Consider the following 16,331-nt stretch of genomic DNA (forward strand, 5'->3'; position numbering starts at 1 on the left):
ATCGGGAAAGACTGTAGGGCGGCCTGCGTTCAGGCCACGAGCGATTCGACGCCGCGATTCGCGAGCGCGTCCGCGCGTTCGTTTTCGGGATGGCCCGCGTGGCCCTTCACCCAGCGCCACTCGACCTCATGCTGCACGACGAGCGCGTCGAGCCGTTTCCACAGGTCGGCGTTCTTCACTGGCGTCCTGGCCGCGGTGACCCAGCCCTTCTTTTTCCAGCCGTGGATCCACTCGCTGATGCCTTTCTGCACGTATTGCGAGTCGGTATGGACGATCACGTGGCACGGCCGCTTCAGCGCCTCGAGCGCGGCGATCACGCCCATCAGTTCCATGCGGTTGTTGGTCGTGTCGGGCTCGCCGCCGAACAGCTCCTTTTCGCGGTCGCCGTAGCGCAACAGTGCGCCCCAGCCGCCGGGGCCGGGATTGCCCTTGCAGGCGCCGTCGGTGTAGATATCGATGGTGTCGGTGGTCATGAATGTTCTTGATGGGTGGTTGGGGTGGCCGCCGGCGTGAGGCCCGGCGCGAGCACGGGCTTCTTCATCTTGATCGGGCCGACGAGGCGCATGCCGCGCACGCGCTTGACGGCCGTGACCATGTAGACGGCGCCGAAGATCGGCCACCAGCGGTCGCCGGCGGCTTCCATGAAGCCGTAGCGGGCAAGCCATTTGTCGGTGACGAGCGGCGGCCGGTAGCAGCCGAAGCGGCCGCGCTCGAGATCGAAGCCGAGCAGCTTGATCCAGTCCTTGAGCCGGATGAACGCGATCTGGTCGCGCGCGGCGGGCACGAACGGACGGTTCGCCATGCGCCCGAACGATTGCCGCATGCCCCACAGGCTCAGCGAATTGAAGCCGGTGATCACGAGCTGGCCTTCCGGCATCAGTACGCGCTCGGCTTCGCGCAGCAGGCGGTGCGGGTCGGACGTGAACTCAAGCGTGTGCGGCATCACGATCAGGTCGACGCTTTGCGACTCGAACGGCAGGTCGAGCAGGTCGCACCACGTCGTGCTGCGACCGGCCGGCGCATGGTCGGGCGCGTGCGCCTCGCGCGCCCACGGATACTGATAGGGCGCGCTCGCGCCGCTTGCCGGGTCGAGCACGAGGCCGCGATACGGCATGCGGTTCTCGCGCAGCGCATCGAGCTGAGGCAGGCCGAGCTGCAGCGCGTGAAACCCGAAGACGTCGGACACGATCCGGTCGAGCTGTGCCTGCTCCCAGCCCAGCACGTAGCGGCCGGGCGGCGAGTCGGTCCAGGCGGGCCAGTCTATAATTTGACGATCGGACATAACGATGATTGCGCGCCCATGAACGAGCTGGAATACGTGCCGGTTCCGGCATTCGAAGACAACTATATCTGGCTCGTCTCGGACGGCCGCGATGCGATCGCCGTCGATCCGGGTGAAGCCGCACCCGTACGCCGTGTTCTTGCCGAACGCGGCTGGCGGTTGACCGCTATTTTACTCACGCACCATCACGCCGACCATGTCGGCGGTGTCGCCGCGCTGCGCGATGGCCAACCGGACGATGCGCCGCTGGTCGTGTTCGGCCCTGCGGCCGAGGCGATCAGCGTGGTCACGCGGCCGCTCGCGGGCGGTGATCGCGTGACGCTCGTCGCACCGGCGCTCACGTTCGACGTGCTCGACGTGCCCGGGCATACACGCGGTCACATCGCCTATTTTCAGGCGGCCGGGCAGGGCGCCGCCGCCCCTCATGTGTTCTGCGGCGACACACTGTTCTCGTGCGGCTGCGGCCGCCTGTTCGAGGGCACGCCCGCGCAGATGCTCGCGTCGCTCGACGCGCTCGCGGCGCTGCCCGGCGACACTCGCGTGCATTGCGCACACGAATACACGCTGTCCAACATTCGCTTCGCACTCGCGTGCGAACCAGGCAATGCGGCGCTCGCCGCCTGGCGCGACGACGCACAGGCACTGCGCGCGCGAGGCGTGCCGACGCTGCCCACTACGATCGCGCACGAACGCGCCGTTAACCCGTTCATGCGGTCGGACAGCGCGGCCATCCATGCGACGCTCGCGGCCGAGTTGCACGAAACGGTGCCGGATCGCCTGGCGGCATTCACGCTGATGCGCGAGTGGAAAAACCGGTTCCGATGACGATTTCCGGAGGACTCCAAAGCTCAAGCGGAGTCTGTAAAAATTGCTCCAAATGTAGGATTTGGCTGAGTTTTCGGTGTTTTTATTGACGTGAAGCACGCACTTCCGTAGTATCGCCAGCAATTTCCAGCCGTCGGAAGCCGAGATTTTCATGCGACTTATATTGAGTGCGATGGTGGTCCTGCTGCTCGCCGCTTGCGCGAGCCAGGCTCCTGTCGCCAACAACGCCGCCGATTCACAGGCGGCGTCCAACTACCTCCGTAAATCAGCCACCGCCAAAGAAACTGTCGACGTCGACAAACAATCCGTCGGCGACCTGACCAGTGCCGACTCCGATCTCTGGGGCCGCATCCGTCGCGGCTTCCAGATGCCCGACCTGCAGAGCGACCTCGTCGACATGCAGACGACCTGGTACACGCAACGTCCCGAGTACGTGCAGCGCATGACCGAGCGCTCGCAGAAGTACCTGTATCACATCGTCGAGGAACTCGAGGCGCGCCATATGCCGACCGAGCTCGCGCTGCTGCCGTTCATCGAATCCGCGTTCAACCCGCAGGCGCTGTCGGTCGCGAAGGCGGCCGGCATGTGGCAGTTCATGCCGGGCACGGGCCGCACGTACAACCTGAAGCGCAACATGTGGCAGGACGAGCGCCGCGACGTGCTCGCGTCGACGAGCGCCGCGCTCGATTACCTGTCGCGCCTGCATGACATGTTCGGCGACTGGTATCTGGCGCTGGCCGCATACAACTGGGGCGAGGGCAACGTGCAGCGTGCGATTGCGCGCAATCAGGCGGCCGGCCTGCCGACCGACTACCAGAGCCTGCGGATGCCGAACGAGACGCGCAACTACGTGCCGAAGCTGCAGGCGGTGAAGAACATCATCGCGAATCCTCAGCAGTTCGGCCTGACGCTGCCGGAGATCCCGAACCACCCGTATTTCGTGACGGTCACGACGTCGCGCGACATCGACGTGGCGGTAGCCGCGAAGCTCGCGAACCTGTCGCTCGACGAGTTCCGTTCGCTGAACCCTTCGTTCTCGAAGCCGGTGATCCTGGGCGCGACCGAGCCGCAGATCCTGCTGCCGTTCGACAACGCGGCAGCGTTCGAGAAGAACCTGAAGGCCTACAGCGGCCAACTGTCGACGTGGACCACCTATACGGTCAGCGAGCGCGCGCGCCCGGCCGCGATCGCCGAGAAGATCGGCGTCGATGCCGATACGCTGATGTCGGTCAACAAGATTCCCGCCGGCATGCGCCTGAAGCCGGGCTCGACGATCGTCGTGCCGCGCGGCGATGACGATGACGAGGACATCAGTGCGGACGTCGCGGAAAACGGCGTGCTCGCGATGGAGCCCGACGTGCCCGACACGCGCAAGATGCTGATTCGCGTGCGCCGCAAGCAGTCGATGGCGGCGATTGCCGGCCGCTACGGCGTGTCGGTCGGCCAGCTGAAGGCATGGAACCGCACGCATCGCGATCTCGCGATGCCGGGCCAGGCGCTCGTGCTGCACGTGCCGGTCGGTCGCGCGGTGCCGGCGGAGCCGGGTCCGGAGCGGATCGCGACGTCGACTGCCGGCGCGCATATCGAGCGCGCAAGCCTGTCCGTCGGCGGCAAGTCGCGTGGCGCGAAGCACGGTTCCGCGAAGCCGGTGGCTCGCGCGACGAAGTCTGCTCCTGCGAAGGCGGCGCCGGCCAAGGCTGTTGCACACAAGGGCAAGAAGAAGTAACGCGGTCGCGACCGCGGCGCGGCGGTCCGGCAGGACCGCGCGCTTGCGTTATCATCCGACGAAACGCGAAGGAACGCCGTCACCGAGGTGACGGCGTTTTCGTTTGTGCCTAGCTGCGAGGCCGCTGCTTCGTGGGGCCGCGCTCACAAGGGAGGAACGATGTCGTCGGTGCAGGTGAGGGTGCTCGCGCTGTTTGCGCTCGGATATTTCGTGTCGTATGTGTTCCGCGGCGTCAATCTCGGCTTCGCGCCGTTTGTCACGCACGAGCTCGGGCTCTCGGCCGCCGATCTCGGGCTGCTCACCAGTCTCTATTTCCTTGGCTTTGCCGGCGCGCAGATTCCGGCCGGCGTCCTGCTCGACCATTTTGGCCCGCGCCGCGTGGCGGCCGGGATGCTGCTGTTCGCGGCCGCTGGTGCCGCGGTGTTCGGCGTCGCGCACGACCTCGACACGATGATGGCGGGGCGGCTGCTGATTGGCGTCGGTGTATCGGTGTGTCTCGGTGCGGCGTTCAAGGCGCTTGCACAGCATTTTCCGGTCGGCCGGCTGCCGCTTGTCAACGGCCTCGTGATGGCCGTCGGCGGCCTGGGCGGCGTCGCGGTTGGCTCGCCGCTGACCTGGCTCCTCGGGATGACGAACTGGCGTGTGATCTGCGGTGGCCTCGCGGTGCTGACGATCGTCGTCGCGGCCGCGATCGGCTTCGGCGCGCCGGAAGCCGAGCAGCCGCGCCATCAGGGCGGACTCGTCAGCCAGTTCAAGGGCACGTGGCACATCCTCGGCAGCCGCGCGTTCTGGAAGATCTCGTCGTTCTCGATCGTCACGCAGGGCGTGTTCTATGCGATGCAGTCACTGTGGGTCGGTCCGTACCTGCGCGACGTCGCCGGATTCGATGCGCAGCACGCCGCGCGACTCGTGTCGGTGCTCGGCTTTGCGATGATGACCGGCTGCGTCGGTTTCGGCGCGGCGGCGCGCGTGCTCGAGCGCCGCGGCGTGTCCGTCCAGGCGTTCTGCGGCGTCGGCATGGCGTTGTTCGTTATCACGCAGGCCGCGATCGTCGCGCGCGTTGCGCTGTCGCCGGCTGTGCTGTGGGCGGCCTACGGGATGTTCGGCGGCGTCGGAATCCTGACTTATGCGGTCCTGGCCCGGCACTTCCCGGCCCATCTGATCGGCCGCGCGAATACGACGCTGACGCTTGTGATCTTTGTGCTGATCTTTGCGTTCCAGATCGGTATCGGCGCGGTGCTGTCGCACTGGCCGGCCGTCGACGGCCATTACCCGGCTGCCGCGCACGTCACCGCGTGGAGCGTGCTGCTCGTGCTGCAGCTCGCGAGCGCGGTCTGGTACGTCTGGCCCGCGCGCAGTGCTGGCAAGCACGTTGATCCGGCGGTACGCTGACGGGTAGGGCGGCTGCCGAAAACGGGGCCGCAGCAAGACGTGGCGCGCGCGATGCCGTGGCATCGCGCGCGCCATATGCGCGATCGGACGGCCATGTCGATTGAAGATAAGGCCATTTTCGGGCTATAATTTGAAAGTTTGTGCTGATCAACCTCGCACCCTAGCGCCTACCTCACTTATCCCGTTCATCCGCCGCACGCCGCCTGTCGGGCGATGCCGCGAAGCCTCGTGCGCCACGCGCCGGGTTCGCGTGCCGACACCGCAGGTCGCGTCCAGCGAGCGACTCCGCGCGCCTACGCAGCGCGGCGCTCGCGCGGCAGGGTAAACAGGTCGGCAGCAGGGTGTTCCCCAAGGAGCCTCCCGTGTTGCCGTCTTTTTCTCCCGCCTTGCTTGCACTCGCCGACGGCACGGTCTTTCGTGGTTATTCGATCGGGGCCGAAGGCCACACGATCGGTGAAGTCGTGTTCAACACCGCGATTACCGGCTATCAGGAAATCCTGACTGATCCGAGCTACGCGCGTCAGATCGTCACGCTCACCTACCCGCATATCGGCAACGTCGGCGTCAACGCCGAAGACGTCGAAGCCACGAAAGTCCATGCCGCCGGCCTGATCATCCGTGATCTGCCTACGCTCGCATCGAACTTCCGCATGGACCGCACGCTCGGCGACTACCTGCGCGACGAAGGCGTCGTCGCGATCGCCGGCATCGATACCCGCAAGCTGACCCGTATCCTGCGCGACAAGGGCGCGCAGAACGGCTGCATCCTGGCCGGCTCGAATGACGAGGCGAAGGCGATCGAACTCGCGCGCTCGTTTCCGGGCCTCGCGGGCATGGATCTCGCGAAGGTCGTGTCGACCACGAAGCCGTTCGAGTGGAAGCAGACCGAATGGCGCCTCGGCAGCGGTTACGGCATGCAGGAAGCCCCGAAGTACCGCGTCGTCGCGTACGACTTCGGCGTCAAGTACAACATCCTGCGCATGCTCGCGGAGCGCGGTTGCCACGTGACGGTGCTGCCGGCCGAGGCGAGTGCTGCCGACGCGCTCGCGCTGAATCCGGACGGCATCTTCCTGTCGAACGGCCCGGGCGACCCGGAGCCGTGCGACTACGCGATCGCGGCAGCCCGGGAATTCATCGAGCGCGGCGTGCCGACCTTCGGCATCTGCCTCGGTCACCAGATCATGGGCCTCGCGGTCGGCGCGAAGACGTTGAAGATGAAGACGGGCCACCACGGCGCGAACCATCCGGTGAAGGATCTCGGCGACGGTCGCGTCGTGATCACGTCGCAGAACCACGGTTTCGCGGTCGACGCGAATTCGCTGCCGGCCAACGCGCGCGTGACGCACGTGTCGCTGTTCGACGGCACGCTGCAGGGCTTCGAGCTGACCGACAAGCCGGCATTCTGCTTCCAGGGCCACCCGGAAGCGTCGCCCGGCCCGCACGACATCGCGTATCTGTTCGACCGTTTCACCGCACTGATGGACGCGGCGAAGCAGCGCACCGCCTGACGCAACTGAAGCAATCGAAGAACGGGAGATTCGCATCATGTTCGGCCACGCACTCGGCATCACGGATATCTGGACCTACGTGTTCGGCGTGATCTTCATCGTCCTGCTGCCGGGGCCGAACTCGATGTACGTGCTGTCGCTCGCGGCGCAGCGCGGCGTGAAGGCCGGCTATCGCGCGGCCTGCGGCGTGTTCCTCGGCGACACGGTGCTGATGGTGCTGTCCGCCGCGGGCGTCGCGTCGCTGCTGAAGGCGAACCCGCTGCTGTTCTCCGTCGTCAAGTACGGCGGTGCCGCGTACCTGCTGTACATCGGTGCCGGGATGCTGCGCGGCGCGTGGCAGAAGCTGCGCGCGCGCGCCGATGCACCGGCCGATGCGCCGCGTGCGGTCGACGGCGAGCGGTCCTTCGACAAGCCGTTCCGCAAGGCGCTGATCGTGAGCCTCCTGAATCCGAAGGCGATCCTGTTCTTCATCTCGTTCTTCATCCAGTTCGTCGACCCGGCATTCCCGCATCCCGCGCTGTCGTTCGTCGTGCTCGGGGCGATCGCGCAATGCGCGAGCTTCCTGTACCTGAGCACGCTGATCTTCGCGGGCGCACGGCTCGCCGAGCATTTCCGCCGACGCCGCAAGCTCGCGGCGGGTGCGGCGAGCAGCGTGGGTGGCCTGTTCATCGGCTTCTCGGTGAAGCTCGCGCTGGCCACCATGAGCTGAGCGCAGCCGCCGATTCCGCGACATCGCCACGACAAAGATTACTTACTGAATTCACAAGCCATGCCAAAACGCACAGACATCAAAAGCATCCTCATCATCGGCGCCGGCCCGATCATCATCGGCCAGGCTTGCGAGTTCGACTATTCGGGCGCGCAGGCTTGCAAGGCGCTGCGTGAAGAGGGCTACAAGGTCGTCCTCGTGAACAGCAATCCGGCGACGATCATGACCGACCCCAACACGGCCGACGTCACCTACATCGAGCCGATCACGTGGGAAGTCGTCGCCCGCATCATCGAGAAGGAGCGCCCGGACGCGATCCTGCCGACGATGGGCGGCCAGACCGCGCTGAACTGCGCGCTCGACCTGCACCACCACGGCGTGCTCGAGAAGTTCGGTGTCGAACTGATCGGTGCGTCGCCGGAAGCGATCGACAAGGCGGAAGACCGCCAGAAGTTCAAGGAAGCGATGACCAAGATCGGTCTCGGCTCCGCGAAGTCGGGCATCGCGCATTCGATGGAAGAAGCGACCCAGGTGCATGCCGAAATCATGGCCGGCACCGGCGGCAGCGGCTACCCGGTCGTGATTCGCCCGTCGTTCACGCTCGGCGGCTCGGGCGGCGGCATCGCATACAACCGCGAGGAATTCGAGGAGATCTGCAAGCGCGGCCTCGACCTGTCGCCCACGCGTGAACTGCTGATCGAAGAGTCGCTGCTCGGCTGGAAGGAATACGAGATGGAAGTCGTGCGCGACCGCGCCGACAACTGCATCATCGTCTGCTCGATCGAAAACCTCGACCCGATGGGCGTGCACACCGGCGACTCGATCACGGTTGCGCCGGCGCAGACGCTCACCGACAAGGAATACCAGATCCTGCGCAACGCATCGCTCGCGGTGCTGCGCGAGATCGGCGTCGACACCGGCGGCTCGAACGTGCAGTTCTCGATCAACCCGAAAGACGGCCGCATGGTCGTCATCGAGATGAACCCGCGCGTGTCGCGTTCGTCCGCGCTCGCGTCGAAGGCGACCGGCTTCCCGATCGCGAAGGTCGCTGCGAAGCTGGCGGTCGGCTACACGCTTGACGAGCTGAAGAACGAAATCACCGGCGGCCAGACGCCGGCATCGTTCGAGCCGACGATCGACTACGTCGTCACGAAGATCCCGCGTTTCGCGTTCGAGAAGTTCCGTGAAGCCGATTCGCGCCTGACCACGCAGATGAAGTCGGTCGGCGAAGTGATGGCGATCGGCCGCACGTTCCAGGAATCGTTCCAGAAGGCGCTGCGCGGTCTCGAAGTCGGCGTCGACGGTCTCGACGAGAAGTCGACCGACCGCGACGAGATCGCGATCGAGATCCACGAGCCGGGCCCGGACCGCATCTGGTACGTCGGCGATGCATTCCGCATCGGCATGACGGCCGAGGAAATCTTCGCGGAAACGGCGATCGATCCGTGGTTCCTCGAACAGATCGAGCAGATCATCCTGAAGGAAAAGGCGCTGTCGGGCCGCACGCTCGCATCGCTGACGTTCGACGAGTTGCGCTTCCTGAAGCAGAGCGGCTTCTCCGACCGCCGCCTCGCGAAGCTGCTCGGCGCGACGCCGGAAGACGTCCGCCGCCGCCGCGTCGAACTGAACGTGCGCCCGGTCTACAAGCGCGTCGACACCTGCGCGGCCGAGTTCGCGACCAAGACGGCCTACATGTACTCGACCTACGAGGAAGAGTGCGAGGCGCAGCCGACCACCAACAAGAAGATCATGGTGCTGGGCGGTGGCCCGAACCGGATCGGCCAGGGCATCGAGTTCGACTACTGCTGCGTGCACGCGGCGCTCGCGATGCGCGAGGACGGCTACGAAACGATCATGGTCAACTGCAACCCGGAAACGGTGTCGACCGACTATGACACATCCGACCGCCTGTACTTCGAGCCGCTGACGCTGGAAGACGTGCTCGAGATCGTCGACAAGGAAAAGCCGGTCGGCGTGATCGTCCAGTACGGCGGCCAGACGCCGCTTAAGCTCGCGCTCGACCTCGAGGCGCACGGTGTGCCGATCATCGGCACGTCGCCGGACATGATCGATGCTGCCGAAGACCGCGAGCGTTTCCAGAAGCTGCTGCAGGACCTCGGCCTGCGCCAGCCGCCGAACCGCACCGCACGCGCCGAAGAAGAAGCGCTCGCGCTGGCGGCCGAAATCGGCTACCCGCTCGTCGTACGCCCGTCGTACGTGCTGGGCGGCCGCGCGATGGAAATCGTCCACGAGCCGCGCGACCTCGAGCGCTACATGCGCGAGGCCGTGAAGGTATCGAACGATTCGCCGGTGCTGCTCGACCGCTTCCTGAACGATGCGATCGAGTGTGACGTCGACTGCATCTGCGACGGCGAGTCGGTGTTCATCGGCGGCGTGATGGAGCACATCGAGCAGGCGGGTGTCCACTCGGGCGACTCGGCATGCTCGCTGCCGCCGTACTCGCTGTCGAAGGAAACCGTTGCCGAGCTGAAGCGCCAGACCGGCGCGATGGCGAAGGCGCTGAACGTGGTCGGCCTGATGAACGTGCAGTTCGCGATCCAGCAGGTGCCGCAGGCGGACGGCTCGAAGCAGGACATCATCTACGTGCTCGAAGTGAACCCGCGCGCATCGCGCACGGTGCCGTACGTGTCGAAGGCGACCAGCCTGCCGCTCGCGAAGATCGCGGCGCGCGCGATGGTCGGCCAGAAGCTCGCGCAGCAGGGCGTGACGAAGGAAGTCGAGCCGCCGTACTTCAGCGTGAAGGAAGCGGTGTTCCCGTTCGTCAAGTTCCCGACCGTCGACCCGGTTCTCGGACCCGAAATGCGTTCGACCGGCGAAGTGATGGGCGTCGGCCGGACGTTCGGCGAGGCGCTGTTCAAGTCGCAGCTCGCAGCGGGCTCGCGCCTGCCGGAGTCGGGCACGGTGCTGCTGACCGTGATGGACGCCGACAAGCCGAAGGCCGTCGAAGTCGCGCGCATGCTGCACGACCTCGGCTACCCGATCGTCGCGACCAAGGGCACGGCTGCCGCGATCGAAGCGGCCGGCGTGCCGGTGAAGGTCGTCAACAAGGTGAAGGACGGCCGTCCGCACATCGTCGACATGATCAAGAACGGCGAGATCGCACTCGTGTTCACGACGGTCGACGAGACGCGCCAGGCGATCGCCGATTCGCGTTCGATCCGCATGAGCGCGCAGGCGCACAAGGTCACGTACTACACGACGATGTCGGGCGCGCGCGCGGCCGTCGAAGGCTTGCGCTACCTGAAGGATCTGGAAGTCTATGATTTACAAGGTCTTCACGCTCGCCTAAACTAAGCGGTCAGTTTCCTGTCGAAGCAACACGTGCCGCGATTAAGCGGTGTTTCCGGTTCGCCGGAAATGCGCTTAATCGCGGTGATTTTTTTTATAGCCGTTTTTAGCGATTGAGCCGTTTATGAGCACCATTCCGTTGACAAAGCGTGGCGCAGAGCAACTGCGCGATGAATTGCAGCGCCTCAAGTCCGTCGAGCGGCCGGCCGTGATCAACGCGATCGCGGAGGCCCGCGCACAGGGCGATCTGTCCGAAAACGCCGAATACGACGCTGCGAAAGAAAAGCAGGGCTTCATCGAGGGTCGCATCGCGGAAATCGAGTCGAAACTGTCGGCCGCACAGGTCATCGATCCCACCGTGCTCGACGCCGAAGGCCGCGTGGTCTTCGCGTCGACGGTCGAACTCGAGGATCTCGAGTCGGGCGACACCGTCAAGTACCAGATCGTCGGCGACGACGAAGCCGACATCGATCACGGCCTGATCTCGGTCAGTTCGCCGATCGCGCGCGCGTTGATCGGCAAGTCCGAAGGCGACGTCGCGGCCGTGCAGGCGCCGAGCGGCGTGCGCGAATACGAAATCATCTCGGTCAGCTACATCTGAAGCGGGGCGACGTGATGCCGCATCGCGTGTTCCGTCTGCTGTCGGCCGTGTGGGTCGGCAGCCTGCTGACGATCGGGTATGCGGTCGCGCCCGTGCTGTTCAGGACGCTGGAGCGGATGACGGCCGGCTCGGTTGCCGCCCAGTTGTTCCGCATCGAGGCGATCCTCGGTGTCGTATGCGGCGTGTTGTTGCTCGCGCTGTCGAACCAGCAGGTGCGGCGCGGCAGCGGCGATTACCGGCGCGTGCGCTGGATCGTCGCGGCGATGGTCGTGTGCGTGCTGGTCGGGTATTTTGCGCTGCAGCCGTTCATGAACGCGCTGCGGGTGGCCGCGATGGATGCGGGCACCGATATCGCGAACTCGCCGTATGCGAGCCGCTTCGGGATGCTGCACGGCATCTCGAGCCTGTTCTATCTCGTCGAGAGCGTGCTGGGGCTGATGCTGATCTGGCGTCTGCCGGCGCAAGACGCCTGAGCCTGAAGGCCTGAGCGTCGCACCGGCAGGGCGGCACGGGGTACCCCGTGCCGCGCGGCAGGATTACTTGTCCTGGTGCGGCCGCTTCGTGCTGGCCTGACGCTTTTTCGCGCGCTTCACGGTGCCGCCCGCCGTCACGCGTTCGTTGCCGCGCACCGTGACCTTGACCGGCCGCGGGCGACGCACGGGGCTCGCGTTCGGCGACACCTTGACGACCTTGACGGTGCGCGGCGCACGGCCTTTCTTGTCGTCGACGGCTTCGGCCGCGCTCGGCAGCGCGCCGGCGCGACGGCCACGGGCCGGGGCCGCCACGGCAGTCTCGGGCTTCCAGATCACCAGCAGCTTGCCGATGTGCTGGATCGGCGCGGCGTTCAGGCGGTCACAGATCTCGTCGTAAATGGCGACGCGCTCGTCGCGCTCGTCACCGAACACACGGATCTTGATCAGCTGGTGCGCGGCGAGGTGCACCTTGATTTCCTTCAGCACGGCGTCGGTCAGCCCTTCGGCGCCGATCAGCACGACGGGCTTGAGCGCATGGGCCTGGGAGCGCAGCGCGGAGCGCTCGGCGGGGGAAAGCGAAAGGGCGGGCATGGAAATGTCGAAATCAAAATAGGGGCGCGCTGCGTCAGAAGCGAATCGCGGGAAGTTACAGCATCAGCCGCGCGCCGAAACCACGTAAAATCGCGGCTTGGGCCCCGGAAGGGGCCGCAGCCGCGCGAAGAAGACGCGTATTATCCGCCAAAAGCACGGCTTCACGAAGCAAATAGCAGCAATCTCTCTCTCGAATGGCAAAAAACCGCTTTAACCAGCACTGGCTGCACGACCACATCAACGACCCGTACGTCAAAATGGCGCAGCGGGAGGGCTATCGCGCGCGTGCCGCGTACAAGCTGAAGGAAATCGACGAGCAGGACAAGCTGATCCGTCCGGGCCAGGTGATCGTCGATCTCGGCGCGACGCCGGGCAGCTGGAGCCAGTATGCCCGTAACAAGCTCGCGCAGGGCAAGAAACGTGACGCGGAGCGCGAAGGCGGCATCGACGGCACGATCGTTGCGCTCGACATCCTGCCCATGGAGCCGATCGCCGACGTCCATTTCCTCCAGGGCGACTTCCGCGAGGACGACGTCCTTCATCGGCTCGAGGAGGTGCTCGAAGGCCGCTCGGTGGATCTTGTTATTTCAGACATGGCCCCCAACCTCTCGGGCGTGGCCTCGGCGGACGCGGCGCGCATCGAGCATCTGTGCGATCTGGCGCTTGAATTTGCGCAGAATCATCTGAAGCCGGAAGGTGCGCTGCTCGTGAAGTGTTTCCACGGCAGCGGCTACAGCCAGATCGTCGAAAAGTTCAAACAGCAGTTTAAGGTCGTCGCGCCGCGCAAGCCGAAGGCGTCCCGCGACAAGTCGTCCGAAACGTTCATTTTGGGCCGGCAGCTGAAGCATCCGCGGTGACGCGGAGCGCGGTGCCGCAAACGGGCTCCGGCCCTTGCCAGACAAGCGAAGCGCTATCGCGACGGTTGTCAATGCTTATGGCGGGGGTGGTCGGACTGGATTAGAATGACCGAGGAGCGCCGCAAGGAAAATGTAGGCGCTCGTCTACGAGTGAAGGAGTGGTGCTTTGAACAACAATATGTTTTCGAAGGCAGCAGTGTGGCTGGTGATCGCACTGGTGCTGTTTACGGTGTTCAAGCAGTTCGACAAGCCCCGCGTCCAGGAAGGTGTGTCCTATTCGCAGTTCATGGACGACGCCAAGAACGGCAAGGTCAAGAACGTCATCGTGCAGGGGCGCAACCTCACCGTCACTCCGGCTGATGGCCAGAAATACCAGATCGTGTCGCCCGGCGACATCTGGATGGTCGGCGACCTGATGAAGTACGGCGTCCAGGTCAGCGGCAAGGCCGATGACGAGCCGAACGCGCTGATGTCCGCGTTGTACTACCTCGGGCCGACGATCCTGATCATCGTGTTCTGGTTCTACATGATGAGGCAGATGCAGGGAGGTGGCAAAGGCGGCGCGTTTTCGTTCGGGAAATCGCGTGCGCGGCTGATCGACGAGAACAACAACGCGGTGAACTTCTCCGACGTCGCGGGCTGCGACGAAGCGAAGGAAGAAGTGTCCGAGCTCGTCGACTTCCTGCGCGACCCGCAGAAATTCCAGAAACTGGGCGGCCGCATTCCGCGCGGCGTACTGCTCGTCGGCCCTCCGGGTACCGGCAAGACGCTGCTCGCCCGCGCGATCGCCGGTGAAGCGAAGGTGCCGTTCTTCAGCATCTCGGGTTCCGACTTTGTCGAAATGTTCGTCGGCGTCGGCGCGGCCCGTGTGCGCGACATGTTCGAGCAGGCGAAGAAGCACGCGCCGTGCATCGTGTTCATCGATGAAATCGACGCGGTCGGTCGTCATCGCGGCGCCGGCATGGGCGGCGGCAACGACGAGCGCGAGCAGACGCTGAACCAGATGCTGGTCGAGATGGACGGCTTCGAAGCGAACTCGGGCGTGATCGTGATCGCCGCGACCAACCGTTCCGACGTGCTCGACAAGGCGCTGCTGCGCCCGGGCCGTTTCGACCGCCAGGTCTATGTCGGTCTGCCGGACATCCGCGGCCGCGAGCAGATCATGCGCGTGCACCTGCGCAAGGTGCCGATCGCGAACGACGTCGATGCGGCAGTCATCGCGCGCGGCACGCCGGGCTTCTCGGGCGCCGACCTCGCGAACCTCGTGAACGAAGCGGCGCTGTTCGCTGCCCGCCGCGGCAAGCGCATCGTCGAGATGCAGGATTTCGAGGACGCGAAGGACAAGATCTTCATGGGTCCGGAGCGCAAGTCGGCGGTGATTCGCGAAGAAGCGAAGCGTGCGACGGCTTACCACGAGTCGGGCCACGCTGTGATCGCGAAGCTGCTGCCGAAGGCCGACCCGGTGCACAAGGTCACGATCATCCCGCGCGGTCGCGCGCTGGGCGTCACGTGGCAGTTGCCGGAGCATGACAACGAGACGTACTCGAAGGATTACCTGCTCGACCGCCTGGCGATCCTGTTCGGCGGCCGCGTGGCCGAGGAACTGTTCCTGAACCTGATCAGCACCGGCGCGTCGGACGACTTCAACAAGGCGACGCAGACGGCGCGTGCGATGGTGGCGCGTTTCGGCATGACCGATGCGCTCGGGCCGATGGTCTACGTCGACGACGAGAACGACAGCGGCCCGTTCGGCCGCGGCTTCACCCGCACGATCTCGGAAGCGACGCAGCAGAAGGTCGATGGCGAAATCCGCCGCGTGCTCGACGAGCAGTACGGCCTTGCGCGCCGCCTGCTCGAAGAGAACCGCGACAAGGTCGAGGCGATGACGGCCGCGCTGATGGAGTGGGAGACGATCGACGCCGATCAGATCAACGACATCATGGAAGGGCGTCCGCCGCGCTCGCCGAAGAGCTCGCCGGCCGTCGGCGGCGATTCGTCGGGTGGCGGCACGGCCGCCGAAGTGAAGCCCGGCAACGCGCCGGCGCCTGCTTCGCCGGCCTGACCTCCGCCGTAGCACCGTTCACGGGCTGGTGTGGCTTCACACCGGCCCGTTTTGCATTCATCAACACCTCCCGCCCGTGCCCGAATCCGCAGTTTCAGCCTCCATTCCCGCGCCGCTCCAGTGCGGCCGTTTCTCGCTGACGTTCGAACGCCCGCTCGTGATGGGCATTCTCAACGCCACCCCCGATTCGTTTTCCGACGGCGGCCGCTTCCTCGCGCGCGACGATGCGCTGCGGCAGGCCGAGCGGATGATCGCCGAAGGCGTCGACCTGATCGACATCGGCGGCGAATCGACGCGTCCCGGTGCGCCGCCCGTGCCGCTCGACGAGGAACTCGCACGCGTGATCCCGCTGGTCGAAGCGCTGCGGCCGCTGAACGTGCCGCTGTCGATCGACACTTACAAGCCGGCCGTGATGCGCGCGGCGCTCGCTGCCGGCGCCGATCTGATCAACGATATCTGGGGGTTCCGCCAGCCGGGTGCGATCGACGCCGTGCGCGAAGGCAACAGCGGGCTGTGCGCGATGCACATGCTCGGCGAGCCGCAGACGATGCAGGTCGGCGAGCCCGACTACCGTGACGTCGTGACCGACGTGCACGACTTTCTCGCCGCACGCGCGCAGGCGCTGCGCGATGCGGGGGTCGCACCGGAGCGGATCTGCGTCGATCCGGGTTTCGGGTTCGGCAAGGCCGTGGTCGACGACAACTACGCGCTGCTGGCCGCGCTGCCGGACACGGCGCCCGCGCGGCCCGACGGGCGCGCGTATCCGATTCTCGCGGGCATGTCGCGCAAGTCGATGCTTGGCGCGGTGATCGGCGGCAAGCCGCCGATCGAACGCGTCGCGGCGAGCGTGGCGGCCGCGTTGTGCGCGGTCGGGCGTGGTGCGGCGATCGTGCGTGTGCATGACGTCGCTGCGACGGTCGATGCACTGAAAGTATGGAACGCCGTGCGCGAAGCCGCGCGGCAACGATAAGTCAGAAGTCAGAAAGACGAAGGAGG

14 protein-coding genes are annotated in these 16,331 nt (G+C 65.6%); 11 read left to right on the forward strand and 3 right to left on the reverse strand.

Going from position 1 to position 16,331, the window contains the following annotated elements; translation table 11 throughout:
* Positions 1-29 precede the first annotated feature (29 nt).
* Positions 30-473: a ribonuclease HI gene (rnhA, locus tag WI26_RS05900; RefSeq protein WP_059540188.1), complete on the reverse strand. Its 444-nt coding sequence runs from the start codon at positions 471-473 to the stop codon at positions 30-32.
* Positions 470-1,282 carry a class I SAM-dependent methyltransferase gene (locus WI26_RS05905; RefSeq protein ID WP_059465586.1) on the reverse strand — a complete coding sequence of 271 codons (813 nt, stop codon included), beginning with the start codon at positions 1,280-1,282 and terminating at the stop codon, positions 470-472. The genes rnhA and WI26_RS05905 overlap by 4 nt, the downstream gene beginning before the upstream one ends.
* A gap of 18 nt (positions 1,283-1,300) precedes the next feature.
* On the opposite strand from WI26_RS05905, the gene gloB reads away from it, so the two are divergent.
* From gloB to WI26_RS05945, 8 genes are all read left to right on the forward strand, one after another.
* Positions 1,301-2,107 (forward strand): hydroxyacylglutathione hydrolase, encoded by an 807-nt coding sequence (gloB, locus tag WI26_RS05910; RefSeq protein WP_069225442.1) that lies wholly within the window; start codon positions 1,301-1,303, stop codon positions 2,105-2,107.
* 151 nt (positions 2,108-2,258) lie between these two features.
* Positions 2,259-3,833, forward strand: coding sequence for a transglycosylase SLT domain-containing protein (locus WI26_RS05915; RefSeq protein WP_069225443.1), 1,575 nt, complete (start codon positions 2,259-2,261; stop codon positions 3,831-3,833).
* Positions 3,834-3,992: 159 nt separating this feature from the next.
* Complete coding sequence (locus WI26_RS05920; RefSeq protein ID WP_069225444.1) at positions 3,993-5,225, forward strand: MFS transporter; 1,233 nt, start codon at positions 3,993-3,995, stop codon at positions 5,223-5,225.
* A gap of 362 nt (positions 5,226-5,587) precedes the next feature.
* Entirely contained in the window at positions 5,588-6,733 is a 1,146-nt protein-coding gene (gene carA / locus WI26_RS05925) for a glutamine-hydrolyzing carbamoyl-phosphate synthase small subunit (RefSeq protein WP_069225445.1), read from the forward strand.
* Between the two features lie 37 nt (positions 6,734-6,770).
* A complete protein-coding gene (gene leuE, locus WI26_RS05930; protein ID WP_059540192.1) occupies positions 6,771-7,442 on the forward strand; it encodes a leucine efflux protein LeuE in 672 nt (223 codons plus the stop codon).
* A 60-nt stretch (positions 7,443-7,502) separates the two neighbouring features.
* A complete protein-coding gene (gene carB, locus WI26_RS05935) occupies positions 7,503-10,757 on the forward strand; it encodes a carbamoyl-phosphate synthase large subunit (protein WP_069225446.1) in 3,255 nt (1,084 codons plus the stop codon).
* Between the two features lie 118 nt (positions 10,758-10,875).
* Entirely contained in the window at positions 10,876-11,352 is a 477-nt protein-coding gene (gene greA / locus WI26_RS05940) for a transcription elongation factor GreA (RefSeq protein ID WP_021163362.1), read from the forward strand.
* A gap of 14 nt (positions 11,353-11,366) precedes the next feature.
* Complete coding sequence (locus WI26_RS05945; protein WP_069225447.1) at positions 11,367-11,825, forward strand: DUF4149 domain-containing protein; 459 nt, start codon at positions 11,367-11,369, stop codon at positions 11,823-11,825.
* 63 nt (positions 11,826-11,888) lie between these two features.
* Here WI26_RS05945 and WI26_RS05950 read toward each other — a convergent pair whose 3' ends face one another.
* Positions 11,889-12,416 carry a YhbY family RNA-binding protein gene (locus tag WI26_RS05950; protein WP_069225448.1) on the reverse strand — a complete coding sequence of 176 codons (528 nt, stop codon included), beginning with the start codon at positions 12,414-12,416 and terminating at the stop codon, positions 11,889-11,891.
* Between the two features lie 194 nt (positions 12,417-12,610).
* Here WI26_RS05950 and WI26_RS05955 point away from each other — a divergent pair, with 194 nt between their 5' ends.
* From WI26_RS05955 to folP, 3 genes are all read left to right on the forward strand, one after another.
* Positions 12,611-13,273 (forward strand): RlmE family RNA methyltransferase, encoded by a 663-nt coding sequence (locus tag WI26_RS05955; protein ID WP_059508753.1) that lies wholly within the window; start codon positions 12,611-12,613, stop codon positions 13,271-13,273.
* Between the two features lie 166 nt (positions 13,274-13,439).
* Positions 13,440-15,335: an ATP-dependent zinc metalloprotease FtsH gene (gene ftsH, locus WI26_RS05960; RefSeq protein WP_059465595.1), complete on the forward strand. Its 1,896-nt coding sequence runs from the start codon at positions 13,440-13,442 to the stop codon at positions 15,333-15,335.
* Positions 15,336-15,363: 28 nt separating this feature from the next.
* Positions 15,364-16,305: a dihydropteroate synthase gene (gene folP, locus WI26_RS05965; protein ID WP_069225449.1), complete on the forward strand. Its 942-nt coding sequence runs from the start codon at positions 15,364-15,366 to the stop codon at positions 16,303-16,305.
* The last annotated feature ends 26 nt before the right edge of the window (positions 16,306-16,331 follow it).

Source organism: Burkholderia diffusa (assembly GCF_001718315.1).
GTDB classification, from domain to species: domain Bacteria; phylum Pseudomonadota; class Gammaproteobacteria; order Burkholderiales; family Burkholderiaceae; genus Burkholderia; species Burkholderia diffusa_B.